Here is a 26281-nt window from a genome sequence, read left to right as displayed (position 1 = left end):
TAAACAGTATGAATGGAAGGCGGCCTGCTTACTGCAGCCGCCTTTCCAGCCTTGACCAGACGGGCAGGTAACAGAAAGGCAGCGCCAGCAGCGAGCAGGCGACGTTAAACAGCGTCTGCGCGTGGGCGATCTGCGAGGCAGGTCCCCCGCCGATCCAGGCGGCTGTCTCCTGGATCAGACCGGTCAGGGGCAGGAACAGAATAGCGCCGCCGACATTGAGCGCAACATGCGACCAGGCGACGAAGACGCCGGACGGGCTGCCGCCGATGGAGGCGATGACTGCGGTGACGCAGGTGCCGACATTGGCGCCAAGCACAATAGCGATGCCGAGCTCGGGCGGCAGCGCTCCGGAAGCGGCGACGCCCATCGCCATGCCAATGACGGCGCTGCTGCTGTGCACCAGCGCTGTCAGGCAGGCTCCGGCGGCAAAGCCCCACAGGGCGTTCTCCGCCGCCCGGTTCAGGAACCAGCCGAAGAGGCCGCTTTTATGCAGCGCAGGGCCGATGGACTGCATGACGGAGATGCCCCACAGCACGAGGGCGAATCCGGCGATCGCCAAGCTCGCGAACTGAAGCGGCTGGGCGATTCTGCGTCCGGCTTCCGCGAGACGCAAGCGGTACGGTTGGAGCTCGCCGAGCGTGACGGCCGCGGCCCATAAAGCGAGCGAGGCTGCCAGCAGCGGAGCGGCGAACCTGCCGATCTGCAGGCCGATTAGTTCGGTCGTGAGGCAGGTGCCGATGTTGCTGCCGAGAATAATGCCGAGCGTACGGGCATAGGTCAGCAGCCCGGCGTTGACCATCCCGATCGACAGCACCGTTACGGCGGTGCTGCTTTGGAGTATGGCGGTGAGCAGGCTGCTGGAGACCATGCCCATGAGCGGCGTGGCCGTCGCTTTGTTGAGGACGCCGGTCAGTAGCGGACCGGCCAGCTTGGACAGCGCGGTCTCCATCAGCTTCATTCCGGCAAGAAAGATAATAATGCCGTATAATACGGGGAACAGCACATCGCGCATCATAGCAGCGGTTCTCCTTTTTTAGCAGGGTTGTACACCAATATATGAATGCGGCGACCGGGACATGCATGCGCATGGGACCTATATTTAATTACAACAGGGAGTTGAGGCTAGTGGCATCGGTCATTTTACAGCGCAGCCGCAAAAAAAGGCTGGAAGCAGGGCATCCGTGGGTATACGGAAACGAAGTGGAGACGGTGGAAGGAAACCCCGCCCAGGGAGGGCTGGTGGAGGTACTCAGCCATCAAAGAAAATACTTGGCGACCGGATATTACAATCCGGCTTCGCAGATCCGAATCAGAGTCGTGTCGCACAGTCCGCTTGCGGAGATGGACACGGCCTTTTTCGCCGACCGGTTTGCCCGCTGTCTGCATCACCGCGAGCGGTTTCTTGCCGGGGAGAACGCCTATCGCTTGGTGTACGGTGAGGCTGATTTTTTACCGGGTCTGATTGTCGACCGCTTCGGCGACGTGCTTGTTGTGCAGCTGCTGACGCTCGGAATGGACAAGCGCCGCGCCGAAATCGTCGAAGCGCTGGTGCAAGTGTTGAAGCCTAAAGGCATCTATGAACGCAGCGACGTCAGCGTGCGCGAGCTTGAGGGATTGGAGCAGAAGACGGGAGTTCTGTACGGCGAATGTCCCCGCCATGTCACGGTGACCGAGAACGGACTTAAGCTGATTGTCGACATCGAGCAGGGCCAGAAGACGGGCTATTTTTTCGATCAGCGGGAGAACCGCGCATCCATCGCTCCGCTGATGACCGGCTGGGGGGCGCGCAGCGGGATTACGCTTCAAGAGGTTGACGATGAACATGGATCGAGACGGAAAATCCCCGTCAACAAGAGCGGCAAGGAGGTCACCTTCCCATACTGGGACGGCGCGACCGTGCTCGAATGCTTCTCCCACACGGGCAGTTTCACGCTGAACGCCTGCAAATACGGAGCTAAAAAGGTCACCTGTCTCGACGTTTCCGCCCACGCGATTGAGAGCGCCAAGGCCAACGTGGAGCTGAACGGCTTCAGCGACCGGGTGGAGTTCGTCGTGGACGACGCTTTTCAGTATTTGCGCAGCCAAGTGAAAGGGCTGGAGGAACGGGCGGAACGCGCCGCCGTGAACGCCGAAGATGCTTCGCCGAAGAAAGCCGCAGCTATAGCGGGAGGAGGCAAATCCGCCTCCAAGCCGGATACATCCAAACCGATGACAGCTGGAGGAGGACGGACCTGGGATGTCGTCATTCTCGATCCGCCCGCCTTCGCCAAGACGAAGAGTGCGGTCAAGGGGGCATGCCGAGGCTACAAGGACATCAACCTGCATGGCATGAAGCTCGTGAACGAAGGCGGCTATCTGGTTACCGCAAGCTGTTCCTATCATATGCGGCCGGAGCTGTTTCTGCAGACGATCGCCGAAGCTGCCGAGGATGCGGGCAAAGTGCTGCGTCTTATCGAGTGGCGCGCGGCCGGTAAGGATCATCCGCAAATTCTCGGCGTGGACGAGGGGCATTACTTGAAGTTTGCTATTTTTGAGGTCACCTCAAAGTAATCAAAGAAATGTACAAGCTTCATTGATGGATTTACGGCGCCGCCAATCAAAGGAAGCGTGATGTTTACCGCCTGCATAGTATCATTTATGAGTCAGTGCAAAGGCGTTACCGGGCTGTTCTTGAGGGTCTGACCAACAAAGACCTTAAGGACAGCCTTTTTGCATGGACCTTGATATGTCTGGGAGCCATTCCCTCTTTGCAGCGGGATTCCATCCTAGATGATGGAAAATAACAAACATATGTTCTATTTTGCGTTTGTATGATATAATAATAGGACGGATAACAGCTTTTCTGTCCGCTGAGGGCGGCAGAAGCTGTTATATAGAACGCATAAATTGCATTTTTATTTGTGGAAGGAGTCTATGAAGCATGCCGGTAACGTTTTTGATCGGCCGTTCGGGCAGCGGTAAGACGGCGACAATATGGAGTTCGATCTGTGCGGCACTGCGCGAGGATCCGTTAGGCGCCCCGGTCATTCAACTGGTCCCGGAGCAGGGCTCCTTCAGCGCCGAGCAGGGGCTGCTTAGCGCCTGCGACAACCAGGGCAGCCTGCGCGCGCAGACGCTCAGCTTTCCGCGTCTCTCCTACCGGGTGAAGCAGGAGACCGGCGGAAGAGGCGGCGTGCCGATCGGCGATGAAGGCAAGAAGATGCTTCTTTACAAAATCTTGAGCCGGCGCAAGGAAGAATTGAAATTGTTCGGAGCTTCGTCGGACCGTCCCGGCTTTGTGGACCGGTTGAGCCGGCTGCATTCCGAGTTGAAGCGGTGCTGCCTCGGGACCTCCGATCTGGAGGAACAGTTGTCCCGGATGCGGGAGTCGGCGAACGGTAGTCCGATCCTTACCGGCAAGCTGGAAGACTTGAATATCGTATTCGCGGATCTGGAGCAGGCTATGTCCGGGCTGTATATCGACGAGGAAGATCGGCTGGCCGAGCTTTCGGAGCTGATCCCCTCTTCCTCTTTCGTATGCGGTTCCTCTATTTTCGTGGACGGCTTCCGGGGGTTTACGGCCCGCGAGTTTACAGTACTGCGCCAACTGATGCTGCACGCCGCCGACATGACGATCGCGCTGACGCTCGACCGGCCCTTTCTTGACGGGCACCGGCCGCATGAGCTGGAGCTGTTTCATCCTGCGGCTTCCGCTTACATCAAGCTGAGGGGGATGGCAGATGAGCTCGGCATTGATGTCAGGGACGAAGTGCTGGCGCCTACGGTGCTGCCGCGTTTTGCAGCGGCGCCCGCATTGGCGCATTTGGAGCGCGGCTTTGACCGTAGGCTGATGTACGAGGAACCGAAGCCTGCTGAAGATGAGATAACGATCCGGGCGGCTGCGAACAAGCGCGCGGAAATGGAAGGCGCGCTGCGGGAAATGCGGAGATTGGCGCGCGAAGAAGGGGCGAAGTATGGCGAAATGGCTGTATTCGTCCGCAAGCTGGAGGATTACGATTATTTTGTGCCGGCCCTTTTCCGGGATTACGGCGTACCGTTCTTCCTTGACCGCAAGGCGGGAGAGCTTCACCATCCGCTGGTGGAGTTTATCCGTTCGGCGCTGGACATCGTCCGCCGCCGCTGGCGGTATGAGGATGTATTCCGCTGCGTCAAGACGGGCTTTCTGCTTCCGCTTGACGGCAGCTTGACCAGGGATGATATGGACACTCTGGAAAACTATATTCTTGCCTGCGGCATTCAGGGCTACCGCTGGACCGATGAGAAATACAAATGGAAGGCGATCCCAAGCCTTTCGCTGGAAGGCGGAGGGAAGACCGATGCCCGGCTGGTGCCGCTGATGGAAAAATGCCGGAAGGCGGTAACTGCGCCGCTGAAGGCTTTTGAACAGAGAATTAAGAAGAGCCGCAACGGATTTGATCTGTGCAAATCGGTATTCGGGCTGCTGGAAGACAGCGCCGCCGCGCGGAAGCTGGAATACATGAGCGCCGCAGCGCTGGAAGAAGGGAGAACACAGGAAGCCCGGGAACACCGGCAGCTGTGGGGCGCCGTCCTTGATCTGCTGGATCAGATCGTGGAGATGATGGGCGAGGAGACTTTGAGCTTCGATATGTTCGCGGGAATATTGGAGACGGGGCTTGCCGAGCTGCGGATGGGCCTTGTTCCTCCGGCGCTTGATCAGGTGCTTGTCGGAACGATGGACCGGACGCGGGTCTCGGGAGCCAAGTACGCTTTTTTACTCGGCTTTAACGAAGGGGTCGTACCGGCGCTGTTTCAGGAAGACGGCGTGCTGTCCGAGGTGGAGCGTTCCCTTCTGGAAGGAGCGGGGATGGAGCTTACGCCCGGATCTTCCCGCCGAATGCTGGATGAACGCTTTTTGATCTATACTGCGCTGACTTCGGCTTCACGCAAGCTGTGGGTTAGCTATGCCTGTGCGGATGACGACGGCAAAGGCCTGCTTCCTTCGGAGATTATCCGCCATTTGCGCAGGATGTATCCTCTACTTGCCGAGAAACCTCTGCAGAGTCTTCCGGTGTCCGCTCCGCCCGAGGAGCATCGCGATTTTATCGGCCATCCGGAGCAGACTCTGCGTATGCTGATCGTTCAGCTGCGCCAGTGGAAGCAGGGACAGGATATCCCGGAGATCTGGTGGGAGGTCTATAACTGGTTTGCAGAGAGAGCGGAATGGCGTCCGCGTCTGCAGATCTTGATAAGCTCGCTGTTTTACCGCAATCTTGGCATGCCGCTCCGGAGAGAAACGAGCTTCAGGCTGTACGGCGGCTCCACGCTGCGGGGAAGCGTCTCGCGCATGGAGAAATTCGTCTCCTGCCCGTTCTCCCACTTTGCCTCTTACGGCCTGCGGCTCAAGGAGCGGCAGCTGTACAAGCTTCAGGCTCCGGATATTGGGCAGCTGTTCCACGCCGCGCTGAGCACCATGGCGTCGAAGCTGCAGAGCGAGGGACGAAGCTGGGGCGCTCTGACGCCCGACGAATGCCGCAATGAAGCCGTAAAGACGGTTGATATGCTGGCGCCGATGCTTCAGGGAGAGATTTTGAAGAGCTCGAAGCGTTATGGCTATATTGCCCGCAAGCTTAAGAATATTGTCGGGCGGGCTTCGGTCATTCTGGGAGAACATGCAAGGAGGGGCAGCTTCGACACCGCTTTTTTGGAGCTGGATTTCGGCCCGGGCAAGCCGCTGCCGCCGCTGCGTATCCCGCTCCCGAACGGCTGCTTGATGGAGGTCGTAGGAAGGATCGACCGCGTCGATACTGCTGAGGGCGAGAACGGAATTCTGCTGAGGGTCATCGACTATAAATCCAGCCGCAAGGATCTTAAGCTGCACGAAGTGTATTACGGTTTATCGCTGCAGATGCTGACCTATCTGGATGTGCTGTTAACCTATGCTGAGGAGTGGCTGGGGGAGCCCGCGTTTCCGGCGGGAACGCTGTACTTTCACGTCCATGATCCGCTGCTCTCATCGCCAAACGGCATGAGCCGGGAGCAGGCGCAGCAGGAACTGCTGAAGCGGTTCAAGATGAAGGGGCTGCTCATGGCGGATCGCGAAGTCGTCTCGCTAATGGATACGAGCCTGGACAAGGGGCATTCGAGCATCGTGCCGGTTGCGCTGAAGAGCGACGGCAGCTTTTACAGCAGCGCCTCCGTCGCTACGCCCGAGCAATGGGATCGTCTGTTGTCTTCCGTAAGAGGGACGATCACAGAGATTGGAACGCGCATCACGGAAGGGGACGTAGCCATCACGCCGTACCGGATTCAGCAGGAGACCGCATGCACGTTCTGTTCCTACAGAGCAGTGTGCCAGTTCGACGAGGCCGTTGAAGGCAACGGATACAAGCATTTAGGCAAGCCGGGCAAAGACGCAATCTGGGAGATGCTGTCCCGCAAAGACGAAGGAGGAAGTAGACCGTGATCATGCCGGCAAAACCGGAAGGAAGCATATGGAGCGACGATCAGTGGCGGGCTATCGCGGAGAGCGGGGACGACATTCTTGTGGCGGCGGCGGCCGGCTCCGGCAAGACCGCAGTGCTAGTCGAGCGGATCATCCGTAAAATCAGCGACGAGAGCAGCGGCTTCAGTGTGGACCGCCTGCTGGTGGCGACATTCACAAAAGCGGCCGCATCCGAAATGCGGCAGCGCATCCGTGAAGCGCTGGACCGTGAGCTTGAGAATGATACGGACAACGCCTATTTACGGCGCCAGCTGGCGCTGCTCGGCAAAGCCTCCATTACGACACTGCACTCCTTCTGTCTTGAGGTAATACGGCGTTACTATCAGTTGATCCCGCTTGATCCCGGCTTCCGCATTTTGAATGAACATGAGGCGGAGATCATGCGCCAGGAAATACTGGAGGAGCTGTTCGAGGAAAAATATGAAGAAGCCGGCGAAGACGGCGTGTTCGTACAGCTCGTGGACTGGTTTAGCGGAGAACGCACCGATGACGCCGTGCATGCGCTTGTTCAGCGTCTGCATGATTTTGCGCGAAGTCATCCCTGGCCTAAGGAGTGGCTGAGGGAGACGGCGGCGGGCTTCTCGCTGCCGGATACCGAAACGCTGTCGCACACGTCTTGGGTGCGCAGCATACTCGATGAGGCAAGGCTGGCGATGGCAGCCGCCGCCAGCCAACTGGAACGGGGGCGGCAAATTGCCCTTCAGCCCGGAGGCCCTGCGCCTTACGTCGATAACCTGGCGGCGGATCTGGATATGGTTGAAGGGCTGCTGCGGGCTGTGGAAGAGAAACCTTGGTCCGAGCTGTATGACCTGTTCCGCGGCGTCTCCTTCGGCAAGCTGAAGCCCTGCAAGAAGGATGCGACCGATCCCGCTCTTCAGGAGGCTGTAAAGGGCTTGCGTGATGAAGTGAAGAGCCTCGTCGGCGAGCTTCAGAACTCGCTGTTCGGGCGCCCGGCGGATGCCTTTCTTCGCGAGCTTCATGAAGCGGCTCCGCTAATGAAGGAATTGGCGGAAACGGTGATTCAGTTCGGTGAGCGCTACCTGGCGGAGAAAGCGGGCAAAGGGCTGGTAGATTTCAGCGATCTGGAGCATTACTGCCTGGATATTCTGCGCCACCCCGATTCTACAATAGGGAATTCTATGCCTTCGGACGCCGCGCTGGAATACCGGGCACAGTTCGACGAGGTGCTGCTTGACGAATATCAGGATACGAACAGCGTTCAGGAAGAGATTGTGCGGCTGATATCGAGGGAAGAGCCGGGCAACCGGTTTATGGTCGGCGATATGAAGCAGAGCATCTACCGCTTTCGCCTCGCGGAGCCGGGATTGTTCCTGGACAAGTACCGGAGCTACGCCAGAAGCCGTTCCGCGGACGGACGCAGCCAGAACGGCCCTGAAACGAACGAATCCGGCGGCATTGAGATAAACGCGACTGAAACCGGAAGGTCACAAGGAATCGTCATCGATTTGGCGCGCAATTTCCGCAGCCGGATGGAGGTCGTGAGCGCCGTTAATATGGTATTCCGCCAAATCATGAACGAGACGGTGGCTGAAATCACCTATGACGAGCGGGCGGAGCTCGTATACGGCGCAAATTTCCCCGGATCGGCGGACAAGGGGCCGGATATGTATTTTGCTCCCGAGCTGCTGCTGATCGACCGGGGAAGCTCCAAAGGAACACCGGAAGAAAGAGCCGAAGACGGCGAAGCGGGGCCGGTGGAAAGCGAATTAATCGAGAGCGAGACCGCGCAGTTGGAAGCCCGGGCTATCGCCCGGCGGATCGCCCGGATGACGGGAATGAACGGCGGCGAACCGCTGCAGATCTATGACAAAGGCCTTGGGGCCATGCGCCCGGTAGCATATGGCGATATCGTGATATTACTAAGGTCCGCAAGCCTGTGGGCCCCGCTGATGCTGGAAGAGCTTCGGCTGGAAGGCATTCCAGCCTACGGCGACCAGAACAGGGGCTATTTTCAGGCGACCGAAGTCGAGGTTATCCTTTCTCTGCTGAAAGTCGTAGACAATCCGCAGCAGGATATACCGCTGGCCGGTACGCTGCGTTCGCCTGTGGTCGGACTGACCGAGGAAGAACTGGCGAAGGTACGCCTTTGCAGCGAAGGCTCGTTCTATGATGCGGTTATTGCGGCGGTCTCGGAAGGAATGACAGCGGGCTGCGCGGGAAGCGCCGGGGAGGAGCCCAGGATTGCAGGCATTGAGACAGGCTTGGATGCAGCCGGTTCCGGAAGCATAAGCGGAAATGAAGGCGGCGGAGCATACGAAGTCCGGGGCGGCGTGGACAACGCGGCAGAGACGGCTGCGGCCAGTGAGCCGGTAAACGCCGTAATAGCAGTGTCTGGTGAAGCCGTATACGCTAAACCGGCGATTTCCGGCAGGCTCCGGGATAAGCTGAACCGATTCCTTGTGCAGCTCAATAGGTGGAGAGACGAGGCGCGCCAGGGTGACGTGAGCGGATTGATTTGGCGTATATACGGGGAGAGCGGATACCTGGAATGGGTAGGCGGGCTGCCGGGAGGCGCCCAGCGGCAGAGCAATCTTAAAGCGCTGTACGACCGTGCGGTGCAATTCGAGAACGATACCTCGGCCCGAGGCTTATTCCGCTTCCTGGTGTTCATATCCCGGCTCCGCGAGAACGGCGGCGATTTGGGAGCGGCCGGGGGCAGCGGCGAGCAGGGGGAAGGCGTCCGGATCATGACCATTCATAAGAGCAAGGGGCTTGAGTTTCCGGTCGTTTTTCTGGCCGGAATGTCCAAAGGCTTCAACCGTCAGGATCTGTACGCTCCGTTTCTAATGCACAAGGAGCTCGGCTTCGGCCCGCGCTTTCTCGAGCGGGAGAGTCGGGTCAGCTATCCGACGCTGCCCTACCTCGCCATTGGCCGGCGTTCGCGGCTGGAACTGTTGGCGGAGGAAATGCGGGTGCTGTATGTGGGGCTGACACGCCCTCGTGACAAGATGATTCTTGTTGGCACCGTCCGCGATCTGGTGGGCAAAGCAGTGAACTGGATGTCATCGGGCGGCGGAGATGAAACGCTTCTTCCCGATCATCTGCTTGCCCGGGGGCGCAGTTATCTGGATTGGATAGGACCGGCATTGATCCGCCACCCTGGTGCGGCGATTTTGCGGAAAATCGCCGGCAAGGAAGGAGCGGCACCGGTTGCCCTGCGCGGCGATCTGTCCAACTGGAGCGTAAGCGTTCTGCCATCCTCGGAACTCGAGACAGGCCTTCATTCAGTCAAGGACGACGGAGAGGACGGGGAAGAAACGAGAAGAAAGACGCTTCACGAACTTAGCCGGGGGCTGCAGGTGACGGCTTATACCGGGACGGACGATTCGGTTGCCGAGCGCCTGTCATGGCATTATCCTTATGCGTCGGCTGCACTTATTCCGGCCAAGACCTCCGTTACGGAGCTTAAATCCCTTTTGTCTTTGCAGGACCGGCCCTCGTACGATCTACTGGAAGAGGGACTCCCTTTAGCGAAGGAGCGCATCGCTACCGCTGCCGACAGCCTGCATTTGCGGCGTCCGAGGTTCATGGAGCAGCGCAGCATAACGCCGGCGGAACGCGGGACGGTATATCATACCGTCATGCAGCATATCCCGCTGGAAGGAGATGTCGGCCTTGTGGAAGTGAAAGGGACGCTGGACAGGCTGCAGCAGCTCGGTATTTTGACGGAAGAGCAGGTGGCGGCAGTCGAGCCGGAGAAAGCGGCGGCTTTTTACGAGCATCCGCTCGGCCGCAGGCTGTTGGCTTCACCATGGAAGAGAAGGGAAATGCCTTTCAGTTATTTGGTGCCCGCATCCGAAGCATACCGTGGCCTTGAGGTTCTGGACAGAGCGTCTGCGGAGCTTCTTGGACAGAGCGGCGGGGCTTCTTCATCCGTTCTTATCCAAGGGGTGATCGATTGTCTTTTCCGAGAGGAAGGGCGGCTGATCCTGCTGGATTACAAGAGTGATGCGGTTCTTGAGCATCGGGGCGGGCTGAAAGCCCTGAAGGAGAGATACAGTTACCAGCTTAGCCTGTACTCGCAGGCGCTTCGCGATATTTTGGGGGAAGAGATTGCCGAAGCATGGCTGTATTTCTTTGACGGCGGTCATGCCGTCCGTGCATAGCGTGGAGGATGCCGGGAGTTTTTGGACATTTTCTGAAGTTGAGCCGGTCGTGCTGTAAACTTATATCATTAAACTCTCCATGAACCTTGACAGTCCTTTTACTCTGACGAAGTGGGCGACTAATAAGGCCCGGCGGCTGGGGGAGATTGGTTTTTAATGCTGATGATTTGCAAAATATGATGTTTGTGAAATTTTACATTCGCCCGGGTAGGGGCAGGAAAGAGGCGGAAGATGCGGATTTTGCATACGGGCGACTGGCATTTGGGCCGTACGCTGGAAGGAAGAAGCAGGCAGAAGGAGCAGGAGGCGTTCGTTGACGAACTGGTCGCCATTGCCGATGAGGAGCGTGCTGACCTTATTATGCTGGCGGGCGACGTCTATGACTCCGTCAATCCTCCGGCTGCGGCTGAGCAGTTATTCTATGAAGCGGCTTCAAGACTTGCATCCGGGGGAAGGCAATTGGTCGTTATCGCAGGCAACCATGATCAGCCTGAGCGCGTATCCTCCGTATCCCCGCTTGTCTTCGGACACGGCATTACCCTTGTCGGTCTGCCCGCAGCCGATCCGGTGACGGTCCAGATCGCCCGGACCGGGGAAACCGCGCGTATAGCGGCACTTCCGTACCCTTCCGAAGCCCGTCTTGGCGAGCTGCTGGCCGAAGACAGCGACGAAGCTGGTCTGCGGCTCGCTTACAGCGCGCGCGTAGGCCGACTGATGAAGCTATTGTCCCGGGAATTCACGCCAGACACGGTCAATTTGGCGATGAGCCATATTTATGTGCTGGGCGGCGTGGAGAGCGACTCTGAGCGCCCGATTCAGGTCGGCGGGGCGTATACCGTGGATCCTTCGGCGCTGGCATGCGGCGCGCAGTATACAGCGCTCGGCCATCTTCACCGTCCGCAGAAGGTCAAGGGAGAAGGGGTTATCCGATACAGCGGTTCTCCGCTGGCGTACAGCTTCTCGGAGGCGGGCCAGGCCAAGTCCGTGACGCTTCTGGAACTCTCGCCGGGAGCGGAGGCGAAGCCGGAAGAAATTCTGCTGCGCTGCGGCCGTCCTCTGGTAGAGTGGGACTGCGCGGGGGGATTGGATGAAGTGTACCGGTGGCTTGACGAGGGCAGGGACGCCAATGCGTTTATTGATCTGAGAATCCGCTTAAGCGAGGCGTTGTCGATGGGAGATATCCAGCGGCTTCGCAAAGCTCGGGAAGGTATTGTACATATCCGTCCGGTCTATCCGGAGATGGAACGTGAACTGGAAGCGACCCTTCGCTCCCGCATGCCGGTGCATGAGCTGTTCAGAAGGTTCTACCAGCGGCAGACCGGTGGAGCTGAGCCGGAAGACAGCCTTGTGGAGTTGTTTCTGGAGCTGGCGGAGGAAGAACGTGACGGACAGGAAGCGGAGGAGACCCAATGAAGCCGATACTGTTAAAAGTGAGCGGGCTGCAGAGCTATCGGGAAAGTCAGGAGATCGATTTCCTCAGCTTGTGCGAGACCGGGCTGTTTGGCATTTTCGGGCCAACGGGCAGCGGAAAATCGAGCCTGCTCGATGCCATTACCCTAGCGATGTACGGCAAGGTAGAACGCGCCGTGAACGGGACGCAGGGAATTATGAACCATTCCGAGGATACTCTTGCCGTGGCGTTCACCTTCGAGCTGAGTACTTCCCACGGGCCGCGCCGCTACCGGGTAGAGCGGAGATTCAAACGGACGGGCGAGCAGTCTGTTAGCAATACGGTGAGCCGTTTTATTGAAATAGGTCCGGACGGAGAAACTGTGATGGCGGACAAGCTTGCGGAGGTGACGCGCTGCGTTGAAGACAAAATCGGCCTTAAAATGGACGATTTTACCCGGGCTGTCGTTCTGCCGCAGGGCAAGTTCGCCGAATTTCTGTCGCTGCGCGGCGTGGACCGCAGACAGATGCTGCAGCGCCTGTTCCACTTGGAACAGTACGGCGACCAGCTGGCGCTGAAGCTCAGCCGCCGGGTCAAAGAAAACGAGGCGGCGCTGCGCGCACTGGAAGCCGAACAGCAGGGGCTGGGCAGCGCCGGGGCGGAGGATGTGCAAGCGGCGGAGGAGCGTCTTGCGGAGGCTGTACGCCGCGCCGCGAAGTGCCGCGAGCGCTTGGAGGCGGCGTCCCGACAGGCCGAGCGGTTCGGCAAAATCCGTGAGCTGCAGGAGGAACGCTCCCGCCGGGAGATGAAGCTGCTGGAGTTCCGGGCGCAGGAAGCGCAAATTGCCTCGATGGAGCTGCGGCTGCTTAAGAGCGACGAAGCCGCCAAGATTGCACCAGCGCTGAAGGCATGGCGAAGCACGGAGGAGACCTGGCGCACCCGTGCCGCTTCAGCGGAGCGGCTGGAGGCGCAGCTTGCGGTGTCCGAGCAGGAGGCGGCCCGCGCCGCCGAGGCCGAGCAGCAAGCGCATGAGGCGCTTGCTGCGGAAGAGCCGGCCCTGCGTGAGCGGGAGGGCCGGCTGCGCCAGGCGCTCGAGCTGGAAGCCGAGCTGGCCGGACTGCGGCAGACGCTCGCGGAGCTGGCCGAGCGCCAGGCGGAGGCCTCCCGCGGGCTGGAAGCGTCGCGGGAGACGCTGGCCCGGGAGCGGGAGCTTTTGGCCAAAGGCCAAAAGCGGCAGCAGGAGCTGCAGCGCAGCCTGCAGCCGCTCGAGGTCCGCTCCCAGGAGCGGCAGGCTCTGCAGGAAGCGATGCAGAGCCTGCAGGGCTTGCGCTCCGCCGAGTCCCAGTGGGAGCAGGCGGAGCGGGAGGGGCGCGAGCGCGCCGCTGCGCTCGGCGCGGTTCAAGGCCGTCTCGCGGAGGCCGAGACGGCAGCTGCGCGGCTGGCCGAAGCGCGCTCGGCCGCCGCGCGGGACGCCGCCCTGCATCTGGAGCGGGCGGCGGCCGCGGAAGAGGCTGCAGCCGCCGTCGCCGGGCGTCTGGAGCAAGCTGGCGCGGCGCTGGAAGCCGCGCTCCGGGAGCGGGAGCTGCACCGGCTGTCGCTGGCGCTGTCCCGCGAGCTGCGGGACGGGGCTCCGTGCCCCGTGTGCGGCAGTGAGCATCATCCGGCGCCGGCATCGCTTAAGGGCGGCGAAGAAGATCAGGCGGAGGAGCGGAAGCTTCAGGATGCGAAGGCGCTGACGGCGCGCGCGCTTGAGGCGCGCGGCCTGCTGCGGAGCCTGCGCGAGCAGGACCGCGTCTGGCTGGAGCAGGTGTATGGTGAATCCGGCTCCCTCTCCGGGACTCCCGGCGCTGAGGATGCTTCGCCGGCCGAAATCGGGCAAGCGATCCCCGGCTTAGCCGAAATTGCAGCGGCCTCGGGCCAAGCAGCGGTTACCGGCTTATTAGCCGCTGAAGACACAGCCTCTTCCGCATGGCCTGAAGAAGCTGCCATAGCGGAGCTTGAAGTGCAGCTTGCCGGATTCCAGAGCCGCTCGCGGGAATTGCGGCGCCGGGCGGTACAGTGGCAGGAGGAAGACCGGCAGGCGCAGCAGCGTCAGCTTAAGGAAGCCGCCGAAGCCGAAGCCGCGCGAAGCTGGAAGGAGCAAACGGCGGTTAAGACGGAGGAACTGCAGCGGCAGCTTACGGTTATGCGCCAGGAATGGGAGCGGCGGTTTCCGCAGCTTGCGCCGGGCGAAGCAGAGCACGCCTACCGCGAGCTGCGGCGCAAGGATGAAGAAGCCGAGGAAATCAGAGGCAGGCTGGACATCAGTGTGAAGTTTCTGGACGAGAAGAGCGCTTCCGTCCAGCTGCTGCAGGACAGAATCGCCGAGCTGGATAAGGAACTGGCTGGTTGGACGGCGCAGCATACGGGCAAAGAGGAGCTCTTACACGAGAAAGAGCAGCGGCTGCTGCAATGGACGGAAGGGCATTCAGCCCGTTCTCTTCTGGCGGAATGCGAGCGGCGTCTGCAGGAGCTGCAGACGGCCGCAGAGGAAGGCAGGCGCCGTAACCGCGCTGCCGCGGATAGGGCGCAGCAGGATGCCAGAGAGGCGGCGATCGCACGCCAGGCAGCGGATTCCGCTCGCGAGCACTGCGCCGCCGCGGCTGCGAACTGGGAAGAAAGCCTTGCTTCTTCATCGTTCGATTCAGCCGCTGAAGCCGAAGAAGCGGCGCTGGATGCCGGGGAACGCGAGGCGGCTGCCACGCGTGTCCGGGCGCACCGTGACGGCGAGGCGGAGGTCAGTGCGCAGCTTCGTCACATCGAAGAGAGGCTCGGCGGCGACGCGGTGACCGAGGACGAGTGGCGGGACTGCGAGAATGAGCTCCGGCAGTGCAAGGAGGACGATGAAGCGGCGCTGCAGGCCAAAGCGCGCGGAGAGCGTGATCTGGAGGATCTGCGGCAGAGACATATCCGCTGGAGTGAGCTGGAAAGCCTGCGCGCCGGGCATGAGAGCCTGCAAAGCAGGCTGTCCAAGCTGCAGTCCTGCCTGCGAGGCAATGCTTTTGTTGAATATATCGCGGAGGAGCAGTTGATGCAGGTATGCCAGGCGGCTTCTCAGCGTCTTCGCTTCCTGAGCAGACAGCGCTATTCGCTGGAGGTTGACTCCGGAGGCGGCTTTGTTATACGCGACGACGGAAACGGAGGGGTCAAGCGGCCGGTATCCACTTTGTCGGGAGGAGAAACATTCCTGACCTCGCTGTCGCTCGCGCTGGCGCTGTCTGTGCAGATTCAGCTTCGCGGGCAGTATCCGCTGCAATTTTTCTTCCTGGACGAAGGCTTCGGCACGCTGGACCCCGAACTGCTCGATACCGTGATCACATCGCTTGAACGGCTGCATAACGACCAGCTGTCGGTTGGTATTATCAGCCACGTCCCGGAGCTCCGGGCAAGACTTGCCCGGAAGTTGGTTGTGGTCCCTGCTTCACCGGGCGGAGGGGGTTCAAGCATCATGTTGGAAAAGAATTAAAATGGATGGGGGGTTGTGATAACTGTCACAGAGACAGTATTACCCCCCTGTTATAATACAGCTAAGCCGACATCATTTGAAACACCTCGGCGGACGTATGGCAGGGAAATGATTCCTTTTCATACGTCCGCCGCCGAATCAGCTTAATCAGCTGTGAAGGGTGTTTCTTTTTTTTTGCCTATTTGCTGAGATGAGTGGAATTTTGTTTCCGCTGTATCTGATACAGCTTTAGCGCCGCGAATTCGCATGTAATCATCCGTATTTTTCCAGACGCCTGACGCGTTGCTTTCGAAGAAGAGCAAATTCCTGTATGATAAATGGATAGCGACGACGGTCTTGGCTGGGTGTATTTTGCCAATGAGCCGAGAGTCCGGTTATCGTCAGAGACCGCCCAGACCCATGCGGGAAAGGGTGCTTCAAATATCCTTTAGGAGGAAGCTGCTGTATGGAAACCATTTTTAGCAAAATTATCGAGGGAAGCATTCCCTGCAACAAGGTGTTTGAGAATGAACGGATTTTGGCATTTTATGATATCGAGCCCGCCGCTCCGGTGCATGTGCTGATTATTCCCAAGAAACCGATTCCGTCGATGAACGAGGTGGCTCCCGAGGATCTGCCGCTGATCGGAGAAATGCACAGCGTGGCGCAGCAAATTGCCAAGGAACTGGGCATCGCGGAAACCGGGTATCGTCTGATCAATAACTGCGGACCGGACAGCGGTCAGGCTGTTCAACATCTGCATTATCATCTTGTCGGGGGAGCGAAACTGGGCGCGCTGATCGGCAATTCTACATCCCACGCCTAAGAGAGAAACCGGGAAATATAGGCTCTTTACAAAAAAAGAATGGGCTTAAGGTTGACACTCTATTTCGGTTTGACCTATAATGAAATTTGATGAACCGTGTTATGCTCTTGGACGGTCTGGTCGGAGGGAGGGAAAACTGGTGTCTGAAACGAAAGTTCGCAAAAACGAGACAATTGATGCTGCACTTCGTCGCTTTAAACGTTCCATCGCTAAAGATGGCGTCTTGGCTGAGGTGAAGAAACGCAAGCATTATGAAAAGCCAAGCGTTAAGCGCAAGAAAAAGTCTGAGGCTGCTCGTAAGAGAAAGTTTTAGGAGGATTACCCAAGCATGAATCTTAGCGAACGATTGAACGAAGATATGAAGCAGGCGATGAAGAGTAAGGACAAGTTCAAACTCTCCACGATTCGAATGGTTCGTTCGACGATAAAGAATCTTGAAATAGAATTTAAGAGAACATTAGACGACAACGAAGTGCTTGATATCCTTAGTCGTGAGATCAAACAGCGCAAAGATGCCCTCCAAGAATTTGAAAAAGCGGGTCGTGACGAGCTTGCTGCAAGCAATAAAGCAGAAATCGAGATTATAGCACAATATCTACCCGAACAGCTTTCCGAAGAAGAAATTAAGGTAATTGTACAGCAGACCATCCAGGAAACCGGTGCTTCTTCGAAAAATGATATGGGCAAGGTGATGAGCGCGCTGATGCCGAAAGTCAAAGGCCGCGCTGACGGTAAACTCGTGAACCAGGCGGTTCTGCAATTTCTGCAATAACATAAGTTGAACACTCCTTCTGTAGGGGTGTTTTTCTTTTTCTACATAAGTACAGGTTTGGCGGTATGGCTGGAAGTAAAGTCCTTGAAACGCATAACCTTCTATTTCGTATTAACATGATGTATCCGAATATTATATTATCCAGAAAAATGATCGAAACTAGCTTTAGTAGATCGGAGGGATATGCCTGTGACGGGTTTGCGAAAAATCGCTCTGGCCGTCTGCGCTCTGTTCTTGCTGCTGTTCGTTCCGCTTGGAGCCGTAACGGTCCAGGCCTCCGGCACTCCAGCCGGGACGGCCGGCGGCGGCGAACCGAGCCAAGGCCCGGTATTTATTCTGCCTGTGGATCAGGAGATCGAACGGGGACTGGAGAGCTTCCTGAAGCGGGGATTTCAGGAAGCGGATAAATACGGCGCTAAGTTGATTGTGCTGGAAATCAATACGCCCGGCGGGCTGGTGGACAGCGCGGAACAAATAGGGGCAATGGTCCGGGAGAGCGAAATTCCTACCCTTGCCTTCATCAATGGCAATGCGGCGTCTGCGGGCAGCTATATCGCGCTGAATGCGAAAAGAATCGTGATGAAGCCCGGCAGTATGATCGGGTCGGCTTCGCTTGTCGACGGAAGCGGCAGAAGCGTAGATAATGCCAAGCTGGTCTCGTTCTGGAAGTCAAAAATGGCGGGAGCAGCGGCGCTGAATGGACGCGATCCGGATATCGCGGCCGGAATGACGGATATCAATATGGTCGTCGACAAGCCTGAGCTGGGCGTCCACAAGAGCAAGGGAGAGATTATCGCTCTGACCAGTGATCAGGCGCTGAAAGCGGGATACGCCGATGCCGTAAAGGATTCGCCGGAGGCTGCGGCTTCGTGGATGGGTTATTCAACCGATGACATTTTCCGGGTGCAGCATACCAGTGCGGAAAAGCTGTCGCAATTTCTGACCCATCCCGTCGTCATGACCGTTCTGCTGTTTATCGGGATCGCCGGAGTGGTCATCGAGCTGCTTGTACCCGGATTCGGGATTCCGGGAATCGTTGGAACGCTGGCCTTTGTCCTGTATTTCTTCGGCAACTATGTGGCGGGCTTTGCCGGCGTGGAGACTTGGCTGCTGTTCATCGTTGGCCTCGTTTTGATGGTGCTTGAGCTGTTCGTACCGAGCTTTGGCATTCTGGGCGTTCTCGGCTCCATCAGTCTGATTGCGGGCGTCGTAAGAGCAGCCTACAGCTTTACGCATGCGCTGTTCAGCTTGGGCATTGCCTTTGCTGCTGCTGTGGTGGTCATTATCATTGTGGCGGTAGCCTTTAGGGACCGGGGCATCTGGAACCGGTTCATTCTCAGTGACAGCTTGAGCAAGGAACAGGGCTTCATTCCTACCCCCGAGAAGCTGGATCTCGTAGGCCAGAGAGGCGTAAGCATAACACCTCTTCGTCCGGCAGGCACGGCCCTAATCGCAGACGAACGTCTTGATGTGGTCACCGAAGGCGGATTCATCGGCGTGAATACACCCATTTCCGTTGTCAAAGTGGAAGGCGGCAAAATTGTGGTGAAGGAAACCCGGGAATAAGGTAAACTATGGAAGTGTTTTGTGTTATTCAATATTTATAGGCAGAAAGGGTAGATATAACAATGGAAGCATCCTTAATAACCATCCTGCTGATCGCCGTCGTCGTGATCATTGCTCTGAGCGTCTTCCTCAGCTTCTTTCCGGTTATGCTGTGGATTTCGGCTCTGGCCTCCGGTGTTAGAATCAGCATTATTACACTAGTGGCCATGCGGCTGCGCCGTGTAACGCCAAGCCGGATCGTTAATCCTTTGATTAAAGCAACTAAGGCGGGCCTGGGTCTTAACATCAACCAACTGGAAAGCCATTATCTGGCGGGGGGCAATGTCGACCGTGTCGTCAATGCGCTGATCGCTGCGCAGCGGGCCGATATTCCGCTGGAATTCACCCGTGCGGCTGCGATTGATCTGGCTGGACGCGATGTGCTGCAAGCGGTGCAGATGAGCGTTAACCCGCGCGTAATCGAGACGCCTACCGTGGCTGCCGTTGCCCGCGACGGGATCGAAGTAAAGGTCAAGGCACGCGTTACCGTTCGTGCCAATATCGATCGGCTCGTCGGCGGCGCGGGTGAAGAGACGATCATCGCCCGCGTCGGCGAAGGCATTGTAACGACAGTAGGTTCAAGTAATTCGCATAAGGACGTTCTGGAGAATCCGGACTCGATCTCCCGCACCGTGCTCCAGAAGGGGCTTGACGCCGGGACGGCGTTTGAAATTCTGTCCATCGACATCGCAGATGTGGATGTAGGCAAGAACATTGGCGCTTACCTGCAGACAGAACAGGCCGAAGCAGACAAACGGATTGCCCAGGCGAAGGCCGAGGAACGCAGAGCGATGGCCGTTGCGCAGGAGCAGGAAATGAAGGCCCGTGTCGTTGAGATGAAGGCCTTGGTCGTCGAATCCGAATCCCAGGTGCCTCTGGCTATGGCTGAAGCGCTGCGCGGAGGTCAAATCGGTGTGATGGATTATATGAATCTGAAAAATATCGAAGCCGATACTCAGATGCGCGGTTCGCTCGGCAAGATGGGCGATCAGGATAACGACGGTTCCAAGAATAAATAATGAATACAACGAGTAGGGGAGATGAGACCCCATGAGCTGGATTTATGTCATTGCGGTTATTATTTTCGCGATTGTGTCCCAAGTAAACAAGGCGAGCAAAAATAATAACAAAAACGGAAGATCCCCTCGCGGCGGAATGCCGCCCTTTGGCAGCGGTCCGGGCGAGGGGCCCCATCGCCGTCCAAGAGCCGGCCAGCCGGATTCCGGGAGAGCGGCAGAACCGCGTAACAGCGGCTTCCCCGTCCCCGCTCCATCCTCCCGGCAGGCAGAACCGCAGATGGACGAGGGCCGTGAACCGGGTGCGGCGCCTGCGTTTCCAGAGCCAGCTCTGTTCCCTTCTCCTGATTACATGTCAGGAGAAGGGACGTCGATGGAGCAGCCTGAAGAAATGGACGGGGTCGAGATCCGGCAGGAGCGTATGCGGCAGGAACTGGAACGCGTCCACCGCGCGCTGGACCGGATCTCGGACGATATGGGAGGAGACGGCGGAGCCGGACCGAAATCCCGCTCGGCGGCGTCGTCTTCGCAGAGTTCGCCGTCTCTAGTCGCAGGCAGCGATCTGCGCAGCGGACTCATCTGGGCGGAAATTCTCGGCCCTCCGCGCGCCCGTAGGCCCATGAGCTCCCGCCGTCCGGGCGGGTTGTGAGCTGCGCCTTACCGCCTCTTTTTAAATTTCAACCAAATGAACGAAGATGTATCCTAACGGGTGTATCGTCCGCAAAATAAAGAGTCAACTTGCCTACCCAGGATGGCGAGCTCTGATTGCGGCGGTCTCCCGTTTTTCCTTTTTTGCCGCCTGCTTTCCAATTGATTTCAAACCGTCCGGCTTTCATAAATAAGCGTCTTCGCGCATAAGGTGTACAGTAAAGGAAGGGGGAGCGTCTACTTATGACCCGGATTGGCCGCAGTCTGCGGGGATGGACAAACGGGATGCTGGATTTGCCGCAGGATCTGCTAAGCGACCTGCCCCGGATCACCCTTATCGGGAACAAGGAAATGGTCATTGAGAACCATAGAGGCGTGCTGAATTTTTCCCCCGGACAGCTGACGCTCGCGCTTTCGAAAGGATCGCTGGAAATTGCCGGAGAAGGCCTTGTCATCACTTCCATTCTGGGAAGGGAACTCACGGTGGAGGGCGTGATCGGGGAAATCAGATATAAGGAAAGCGGGGAGAAGCGATGAAGGAACCGCCACTGTCATGGCTGCGGGGGACTGTTGTGCTGCATATTTCCGGGGAACAGGTGGAAGGGCTGATTAATGCCGTCACCGAGGCCGGAATTGTCATATGGAATGTAAAAGCGACCGGAAGCGGCGTAAGTCTGCGGCTGCTGCTGAACGATTTCTATGCTCTCCGGCCGCTTCTGAAGCAGACAGGCTGCAGGATGCATATAACGGGACGGATCGGACTGCCTTTCGTGGCGGCCAGGCTGTGGAAGCGTAAATTTTTTGCCGCAGGTCTGGTGCTGTTTGGCATTGTTTTGGTGCTGCTGTGTTCTCTCGTCTGGAGTGTTCGGGTGGAGGGGAATAAGCGGCTGGCTTCGGAAGATGTGCTGGATGCCGCCCGGCGGGAAGGGATTTACCCTTTTCAATGGATATGGCGAATGGATTCTCCGGACAAGCTCTCCAAGCACCTGGCGGCGCGGCTCCCGGGCGTATCCTGGGTTGGGATCGAACGTAACGGAACAGCAGTGAAAATTCAAATCGTTGAAGCTGCGCTGCCGGAGAAAAAGCCGATTAACAGCCCCCGTCATCTCATCAGCCGCAGCGATGCGGTTATCACCGACATCTACGCCGAGCAGGGCAGGCCAGTGGTTCAGCGCAATGCGAGAGTGAAAAAAGGGGAAGTTCTTATTTCCGGGATTCTGGGCGATGAGGCAAATAGGCAGGCCGTCGTTGCCAAAGGGGAGGTCAAGGGGCTTGTATGGCATGAGTATAATATCGAGGTTCCGCTGCAAAAAAAGAATACCGCTTATACTGGAGAGCGGAAAGATAGAAGCTATTTTGTTCTTGGTAAATGGGCGGTTCAGCTGTGGGGATACGGCAAATCGCCTTTTGAGGAGTCACGTACGCTGACCGAGCTTGATCCGCTGACTTGGCGTAATATCCGGCTGCCGATCGGCTGGATGACAGAGAAAGAAATGGAAGTCAAGGAGACTCGGGAGACGCTGACGCCGCAGGCGGCGAAGGAGGCGGGGATGGCTCTGGCAGAGGCTGATATTGCGGCCCGCTACGGCAGCGACAGCATCATCAAAAGCCAAAAAATTTTGCATGAGAAGAAAGAGAATGGTAAAGTTTATATGAAAGTGCTTTTTGAAGTGGAAGAGAGAATTACGGAGGAACTTCCGATAGTATACAACCAAGGAGAATGAGGCTATTTGTCAGATAAGACTGCAAGCATACAAATATCTTTGCAAAATGCGGGAGAAGCGCTGGCGCTTTTCGGTCCGCAGGACAGCTTCTTAAAGCTGATTGAGAGAGAAATTCCCGCCCGTATCGATTCACGCGAGGCCGAACTTACAGTGCATGGCGGTGAACGGGAAGTGGACATGCTGGCACAGCTGTTCCAGTCGCTGCTCTCTCTTGTTCGAAGCGGTTATATTCTGAGCGAGCGGGACGTACAGTATGCAGTGGAGCTGGCGAAGGATTTTCGCGCTGATCAGCTGCTGGATCTGTTCAAAGGCGAAATTACCACGACCTTCCGCGGCAAACCGATCCGGGTCAAGACGATTGGACAAAAACATTATGTAACGACAATCAAGAAACGGGATATCGTATTCGGCATCGGCCCGGCGGGAACCGGAAAAACGTATCTTGCCGTTGTGCTTGCCGTTGCCGCATTGAAGGAAGGATCGGCTAAACGTATTATCCTCACCCGTCCGGCGGTAGAGGCCGGCGAGAGCCTGGGCTTCCTGCCGGGAGATTTGCAGGAGAAGGTAGACCCGTATCTCCGGCCGCTGTATGACGCCTTGTACGATGTGATGGGGCCTGATCAGGTAGCCAAGGCTCTGGAGCGCGGATTGATCGAGATTGCGCCTCTGGCTTACATGCGCGGCCGGACGCTTGACGATTCATTTATTATTCTCGATGAGGCGCAAAATACGACGCCGGAGCAGATGAAGATGTTCCTGACCCGGCTTGGCTTTGGCTCCAAGATGGTTATAACGGGCGACGTAACTCAAATCGACCTGCCCCGGGGAAAGAAATCGGGACTTATCGAGGCCAATACGATCTTGTCCTCCGTTGAGGAGATCGGGTTCGTGTATTTTGCGGAACAGGATGTAGTGCGGCATTCCCTGGTGCAGAAAATCATCGTGGCCTATGAACGCTCAGCCGAAAACCTTGAATAAAGGGGACTGTCACCATGGCTTCAAAGCAACCGCCCAAATTCAGCGGATTCACATACAATGTGAGCGGATGGAAGTATAGCAGGGCGACTCGCTATGCTCTATTTCTGCTGCTCGGTATCCTGGTCTATTTCAGTCTGGCGCCGGATCTGCTGCCTAAACGGTACGACATCAAGGAAAACACGCTCAGCGCCAAGGAAATCACGGCGCCTAGGCAGATTAAAGACACTAAGGCGACGCTGAAGGCTCAGGAACAAGCGGCGGAGAACGTGCCGCTGAAATATCAGATTATTCCGATCCGGGCGGAGAATCTCGTAACCTCTCTGCTGGACCGGATCGACCGTCTCAATCAGGACGACACCATTTCCCAAAGCGACAAGACCTCCATTTACCGGGAGGAGATTCCGCAGCGGGCCAATGATTTCATATTGAGCTTCGTTGCGTCCAGCCGGAGCAGCGGAACTTATTCGGATAATCTTTTGAATGAAATGCAGTCGAAGATCAAGGAGCAAATCTATTCCATACCGGAAGAGACGTTTATCAAAATACCCAGGTTGACCTCGCAGGACATCATCGAGATGAAGCCCGTGGCCCGTGATATCGTCAGCAGGCTGATGAATGACCAGATTACCGATGCCGATGCTGCGCGCGCCAAGGTAGCGGAGCAGGTTAGCATCAGTTCGCTCTCTCAGCGAACGGCCCGCGAGGTGGTGCAGGAGCTCGCACGTCTCGCCATCACAGCCAATAAATTCTATGATGAGGACGCCACCAAGGAAGCGAAAGTCCAGGCCCGGGAAAATACGCCGCCCGTCTATATCGAGCAGGGCGAGGTGCTTGTCAAGAAAGGCGAGCCCATTACCCCGGAGCTGTACCAACTGCTGGACGAGAACGGCCTGCTGCGGAATAATGTCGATTATTGGCCTCAGCTTGGACTGCTCATCCTTGCGGCGCTCTTTTCGATCGGCCTGCTAATGTTTATCCGGCAATCCGGCGCATCCGGCTCTTCCGGATTTAAGTACAATAATTCCCAGCTTGTAATGCTGGTTCTCGTCTTTCTGATCACGATTATATCGTTGCGTCTTGCAGCGTTTCTGCAGAGCGACACGCGGCCGTTTATGGGCTTCCTGGCGCCGGTCGCCATCGGGGCGATGCTAGTCATGCTGCTGCTGGATATCACGCTTGCCTATTTCTGCTCCGTTCTGTTCGCCGTACTCGCCAGCGTTATTCTAAATGTGCAGCAGAATACGATTTTTGATTTCAACTATGGTTTCTTTACGCTGGTCGTTTCGTATGTAGCCTTATTCGCCACCCATCGGGCGGGGCAGCGTACGACACTGCTAAAAGGCGGCATCATGGTCTGTCTGTTCGGCTCGCTGACCGTCTTTATGACAAATCTGCTGGGAAGCGGCGCATGGCAGCAGATTCATACGCTGTATGCCATCGGTTTCGCTTTTGCCGGCGGCCTGCTGACCGTTGTGCTGGTCATCGGCCTTATGCCTTTTTTTGAGTCGACATTCGGTATTCTGTCTGCGCTCAAGCTGGTCGAGCTGTCCAATCCGAACCATCCGCTGCTGCGCAAGCTGCTGACGGAAACGCCGGGGACTTATCATCACAGCGTGATGGTTGGCAACTTGTCGGAGGCGGCGGCCGAGGCGATCGGAGCGGACGGCCTGCTCTGCCGGGTCGGTTCGTATTATCATGATATCGGCAAGACGAAGCGGCCGTTCTATTTTATCGAGAACCAGAACAATATGGAGAATCCGCATGACTCCATCGATCCCAAGCTGAGCAAATCGATTATTATCGCGCATGCGCGCGACGGGGTGGAAATGCTGAAAGAGTACAAGCTCCCCAAGCCGATCAGGGATATCGCGGAGCAGCATCATGGAACGACTTTTTTGCATTATTTTTATCATAAAGCGCTGCGGCTGGCGGAGGAAAAAGGGATAGAGCCCGACTTCACGGAGGATGATTTCCGTTACCCCGGCCCGAAGGCCCAGTCCAAAGAGTCCGCAGTAATCGGTATTGCCGACAGCGTGGAGGCGGCCGTCCGTTCCCTTCGCAGCCCCACAGTAAACCAGGTGGAGACGATGGTCGAGAAGATCATCAAGAGCCGGCTGGACGATCATCAATTCGATGAATGCGATCTGACGCTGAAAGAGCTGGATATTATCGCCCGGACGCTGAAAGAAACGGTGATGGGCATTTTTCATTCGCGCATTGAATACCCGGAGGAAGCGAAAAAGCCGAAAAAAGAGGAAGGGGCCGTTGAATAGCATGAGCTTGCAGCTGGTTTGGAACAATGAGCAGGAAGAAATGGAAATCGGCGATCGGCTGATCTCGCTGCTGGAAAGCATACTGGAAAAAGCGGGCAAGCTGGAAGGGATCGACGCCGGCGAGGTCGATCTGACCTTTGTCAATAATGAGCGGATTCATGAGCTTAATAAGGAGTATCGCGGCATCGACCGCCCCACCGATGTGCTGTCCTTCGCCCTTAACGAATCCGCAGAGGATGAGCTGGAAATTGTCTATGAGCTTAGCGAGGATGAGGCGGAGGAACTTCCCGATATGCTCGGTGATATTATCATTTCCGTTACCCGCGCTAAGGAGCAGGCGAACGATTACGGTCATTCGCTGGAACGGGAGCTGGGCTTTTTGTTCGTGCACGGGTTCCTGCATCTGCTCGGATACGATCATCAGGATGAGGCTTCTGAGGCGGAAATGATGGGTAAGCAGGAGCAGGTGCTGTCGCAGGTAGGGTTGACCCGCTGATGCCCAAAAATACGGCGGTAGGCCCCAAACGTTTCTGGAAGTCGTTCTGGTATGCGGCCCAGGGGCTCAGACAGGCCTTCCGGACCGAAATGAATATGAAGGTGCACACCTGCCTTGCTATCGTCGTGCTGCTGTTCGCCGCACTGCTGCATATACCGCCTGAAGACTGGATGCTGCTTCTGCTCGCGATCACGCTCGTGCTGGTAGCCGAGCTAATTAATACGGCAATCGAGTCGGTCGTCGACCTCGTGTCGCCGGAAGTCCACCCCTTGGCCAAAGCGGCAAAGGATACCGCTGCTGGAGCTGTGTTTCTGGCGGCGGTGTTTGCCGTCATTGCAGGCATCTATGTTTTTTATCATCCGGTGATAGACTGGATTACAGCACTTATGTCATAATCGGAATACAACTTTATATACGCAAAAAGGCGGATAAGCCGTTAGGCGGTTCCGCCATCTTTGTCTTTGCTCCGCTTTTTTTAC

At 57.3% G+C, this 26281-nt stretch carries 18 protein-coding genes; 17 read left to right on the top strand and 1 reads right to left on the bottom strand.

Annotated elements, in window-relative coordinates:
* Nucleotides 1-28 precede the first annotated feature (28 nt).
* Nucleotides 29-1015, bottom strand: coding sequence for a Na/Pi cotransporter family protein (locus PDUR_RS19365; protein ID WP_042207766.1), 987 nt, complete (start codon nucleotides 1013-1015; stop codon nucleotides 29-31).
* Nucleotides 1016-1125: 110 nt separating this feature from the next.
* Here PDUR_RS19365 and PDUR_RS19360 point away from each other — a divergent pair, with 110 nt between their 5' ends.
* The 17 genes from PDUR_RS19360 (at nucleotide 1126) to PDUR_RS19280 (ending at nucleotide 26197) form a co-directional block, all read left to right on the top strand.
* Nucleotides 1126-2550, top strand: coding sequence for a class I SAM-dependent rRNA methyltransferase (locus tag PDUR_RS19360; protein ID WP_042207765.1), 1425 nt, complete (start codon nucleotides 1126-1128; stop codon nucleotides 2548-2550).
* Between the two features lie 370 nt (nucleotides 2551-2920).
* Nucleotides 2921-6424, top strand: a complete 3504-nt coding sequence (gene addB, locus PDUR_RS19355; RefSeq protein ID WP_042207764.1) for a helicase-exonuclease AddAB subunit AddB — start codon at nucleotides 2921-2923, stop codon at nucleotides 6422-6424.
* A gap of 2 nt (nucleotides 6425-6426) precedes the next feature.
* Nucleotides 6427-10590 (top strand): UvrD-helicase domain-containing protein, encoded by a 4164-nt coding sequence (locus PDUR_RS19350; protein WP_042209527.1) that lies wholly within the window; start codon nucleotides 6427-6429, stop codon nucleotides 10588-10590.
* Between the two features lie 231 nt (nucleotides 10591-10821).
* On the top strand, nucleotides 10822-12003 hold the full coding sequence (locus PDUR_RS19345; protein WP_042207763.1) for an exonuclease SbcCD subunit D: 1182 nt from the start codon (nucleotides 10822-10824) through the stop codon (nucleotides 12001-12003).
* A complete protein-coding gene (locus PDUR_RS19340) occupies nucleotides 12000-15485 on the top strand; it encodes an AAA family ATPase (RefSeq protein WP_042207762.1) in 3486 nt (1161 codons plus the stop codon). The genes PDUR_RS19345 and PDUR_RS19340 overlap by 4 nt, the downstream gene beginning before the upstream one ends.
* A 445-nt stretch (nucleotides 15486-15930) precedes the next feature.
* Complete coding sequence (locus PDUR_RS19335; protein WP_042207761.1) at nucleotides 15931-16290, top strand: histidine triad nucleotide-binding protein; 360 nt, start codon at nucleotides 15931-15933, stop codon at nucleotides 16288-16290.
* A 139-nt stretch (nucleotides 16291-16429) separates the two neighbouring features.
* Complete coding sequence (gene rpsU / locus PDUR_RS19330; RefSeq protein WP_005547957.1) at nucleotides 16430-16603, top strand: 30S ribosomal protein S21; 174 nt, start codon at nucleotides 16430-16432, stop codon at nucleotides 16601-16603.
* A gap of 15 nt (nucleotides 16604-16618) precedes the next feature.
* On the top strand, nucleotides 16619-17062 hold the full coding sequence (locus tag PDUR_RS19325; RefSeq protein WP_042207760.1) for a GatB/YqeY domain-containing protein: 444 nt from the start codon (nucleotides 16619-16621) through the stop codon (nucleotides 17060-17062).
* Between the two features lie 189 nt (nucleotides 17063-17251).
* Nucleotides 17252-18628 (top strand): NfeD family protein, encoded by a 1377-nt coding sequence (locus tag PDUR_RS19320; RefSeq protein ID WP_233277400.1) that lies wholly within the window; start codon nucleotides 17252-17254, stop codon nucleotides 18626-18628.
* Between the two features lie 62 nt (nucleotides 18629-18690).
* A complete protein-coding gene (floA, locus tag PDUR_RS19315) occupies nucleotides 18691-19686 on the top strand; it encodes a flotillin-like protein FloA (RefSeq protein ID WP_169744926.1) in 996 nt (331 codons plus the stop codon).
* A 31-nt stretch (nucleotides 19687-19717) separates the two neighbouring features.
* A complete protein-coding gene (locus tag PDUR_RS19310) occupies nucleotides 19718-20332 on the top strand; it encodes a hypothetical protein (protein WP_042207756.1) in 615 nt (204 codons plus the stop codon).
* A 242-nt stretch (nucleotides 20333-20574) separates the two neighbouring features.
* Nucleotides 20575-20868 carry a sporulation protein YqfC gene (yqfC, locus tag PDUR_RS19305; RefSeq protein WP_042207755.1) on the top strand — a complete coding sequence of 98 codons (294 nt, stop codon included), beginning with the start codon at nucleotides 20575-20577 and terminating at the stop codon, nucleotides 20866-20868.
* Nucleotides 20865-22055 (top strand): sporulation protein YqfD, encoded by a 1191-nt coding sequence (yqfD, locus tag PDUR_RS19300; protein WP_042207754.1) that lies wholly within the window; start codon nucleotides 20865-20867, stop codon nucleotides 22053-22055. The genes yqfC and yqfD overlap by 4 nt, the downstream gene beginning before the upstream one ends.
* 6 nt (nucleotides 22056-22061) lie before the next feature.
* Nucleotides 22062-23033, top strand: a complete 972-nt coding sequence (locus tag PDUR_RS19295) for a PhoH family protein (RefSeq protein WP_042207752.1) — start codon at nucleotides 22062-22064, stop codon at nucleotides 23031-23033.
* Nucleotides 23034-23047: 14 nt separating this feature from the next.
* Nucleotides 23048-25306: an HD family phosphohydrolase gene (locus tag PDUR_RS19290; RefSeq protein WP_042207751.1), complete on the top strand. Its 2259-nt coding sequence runs from the start codon at nucleotides 23048-23050 to the stop codon at nucleotides 25304-25306.
* 1 nt (nucleotide 25307) lies between these two features.
* A complete protein-coding gene (gene ybeY / locus PDUR_RS19285) occupies nucleotides 25308-25802 on the top strand; it encodes an rRNA maturation RNase YbeY (protein WP_042207750.1) in 495 nt (164 codons plus the stop codon).
* Nucleotides 25802-26197: a diacylglycerol kinase gene (locus tag PDUR_RS19280; RefSeq protein ID WP_042207749.1), complete on the top strand. Its 396-nt coding sequence runs from the start codon at nucleotides 25802-25804 to the stop codon at nucleotides 26195-26197. Before ybeY ends, PDUR_RS19280 begins: the two co-directional genes overlap by 1 nt.
* Nucleotides 26198-26281 lie beyond the last annotated feature (84 nt).

Source organism: Paenibacillus durus (assembly GCF_000756615.1).
GTDB lineage: Bacteria > Bacillota > Bacilli > Paenibacillales > Paenibacillaceae > Paenibacillus_AQ > Paenibacillus_AQ durus.
This window is presented reverse-complemented; position numbering and strand designations above follow the sequence as displayed.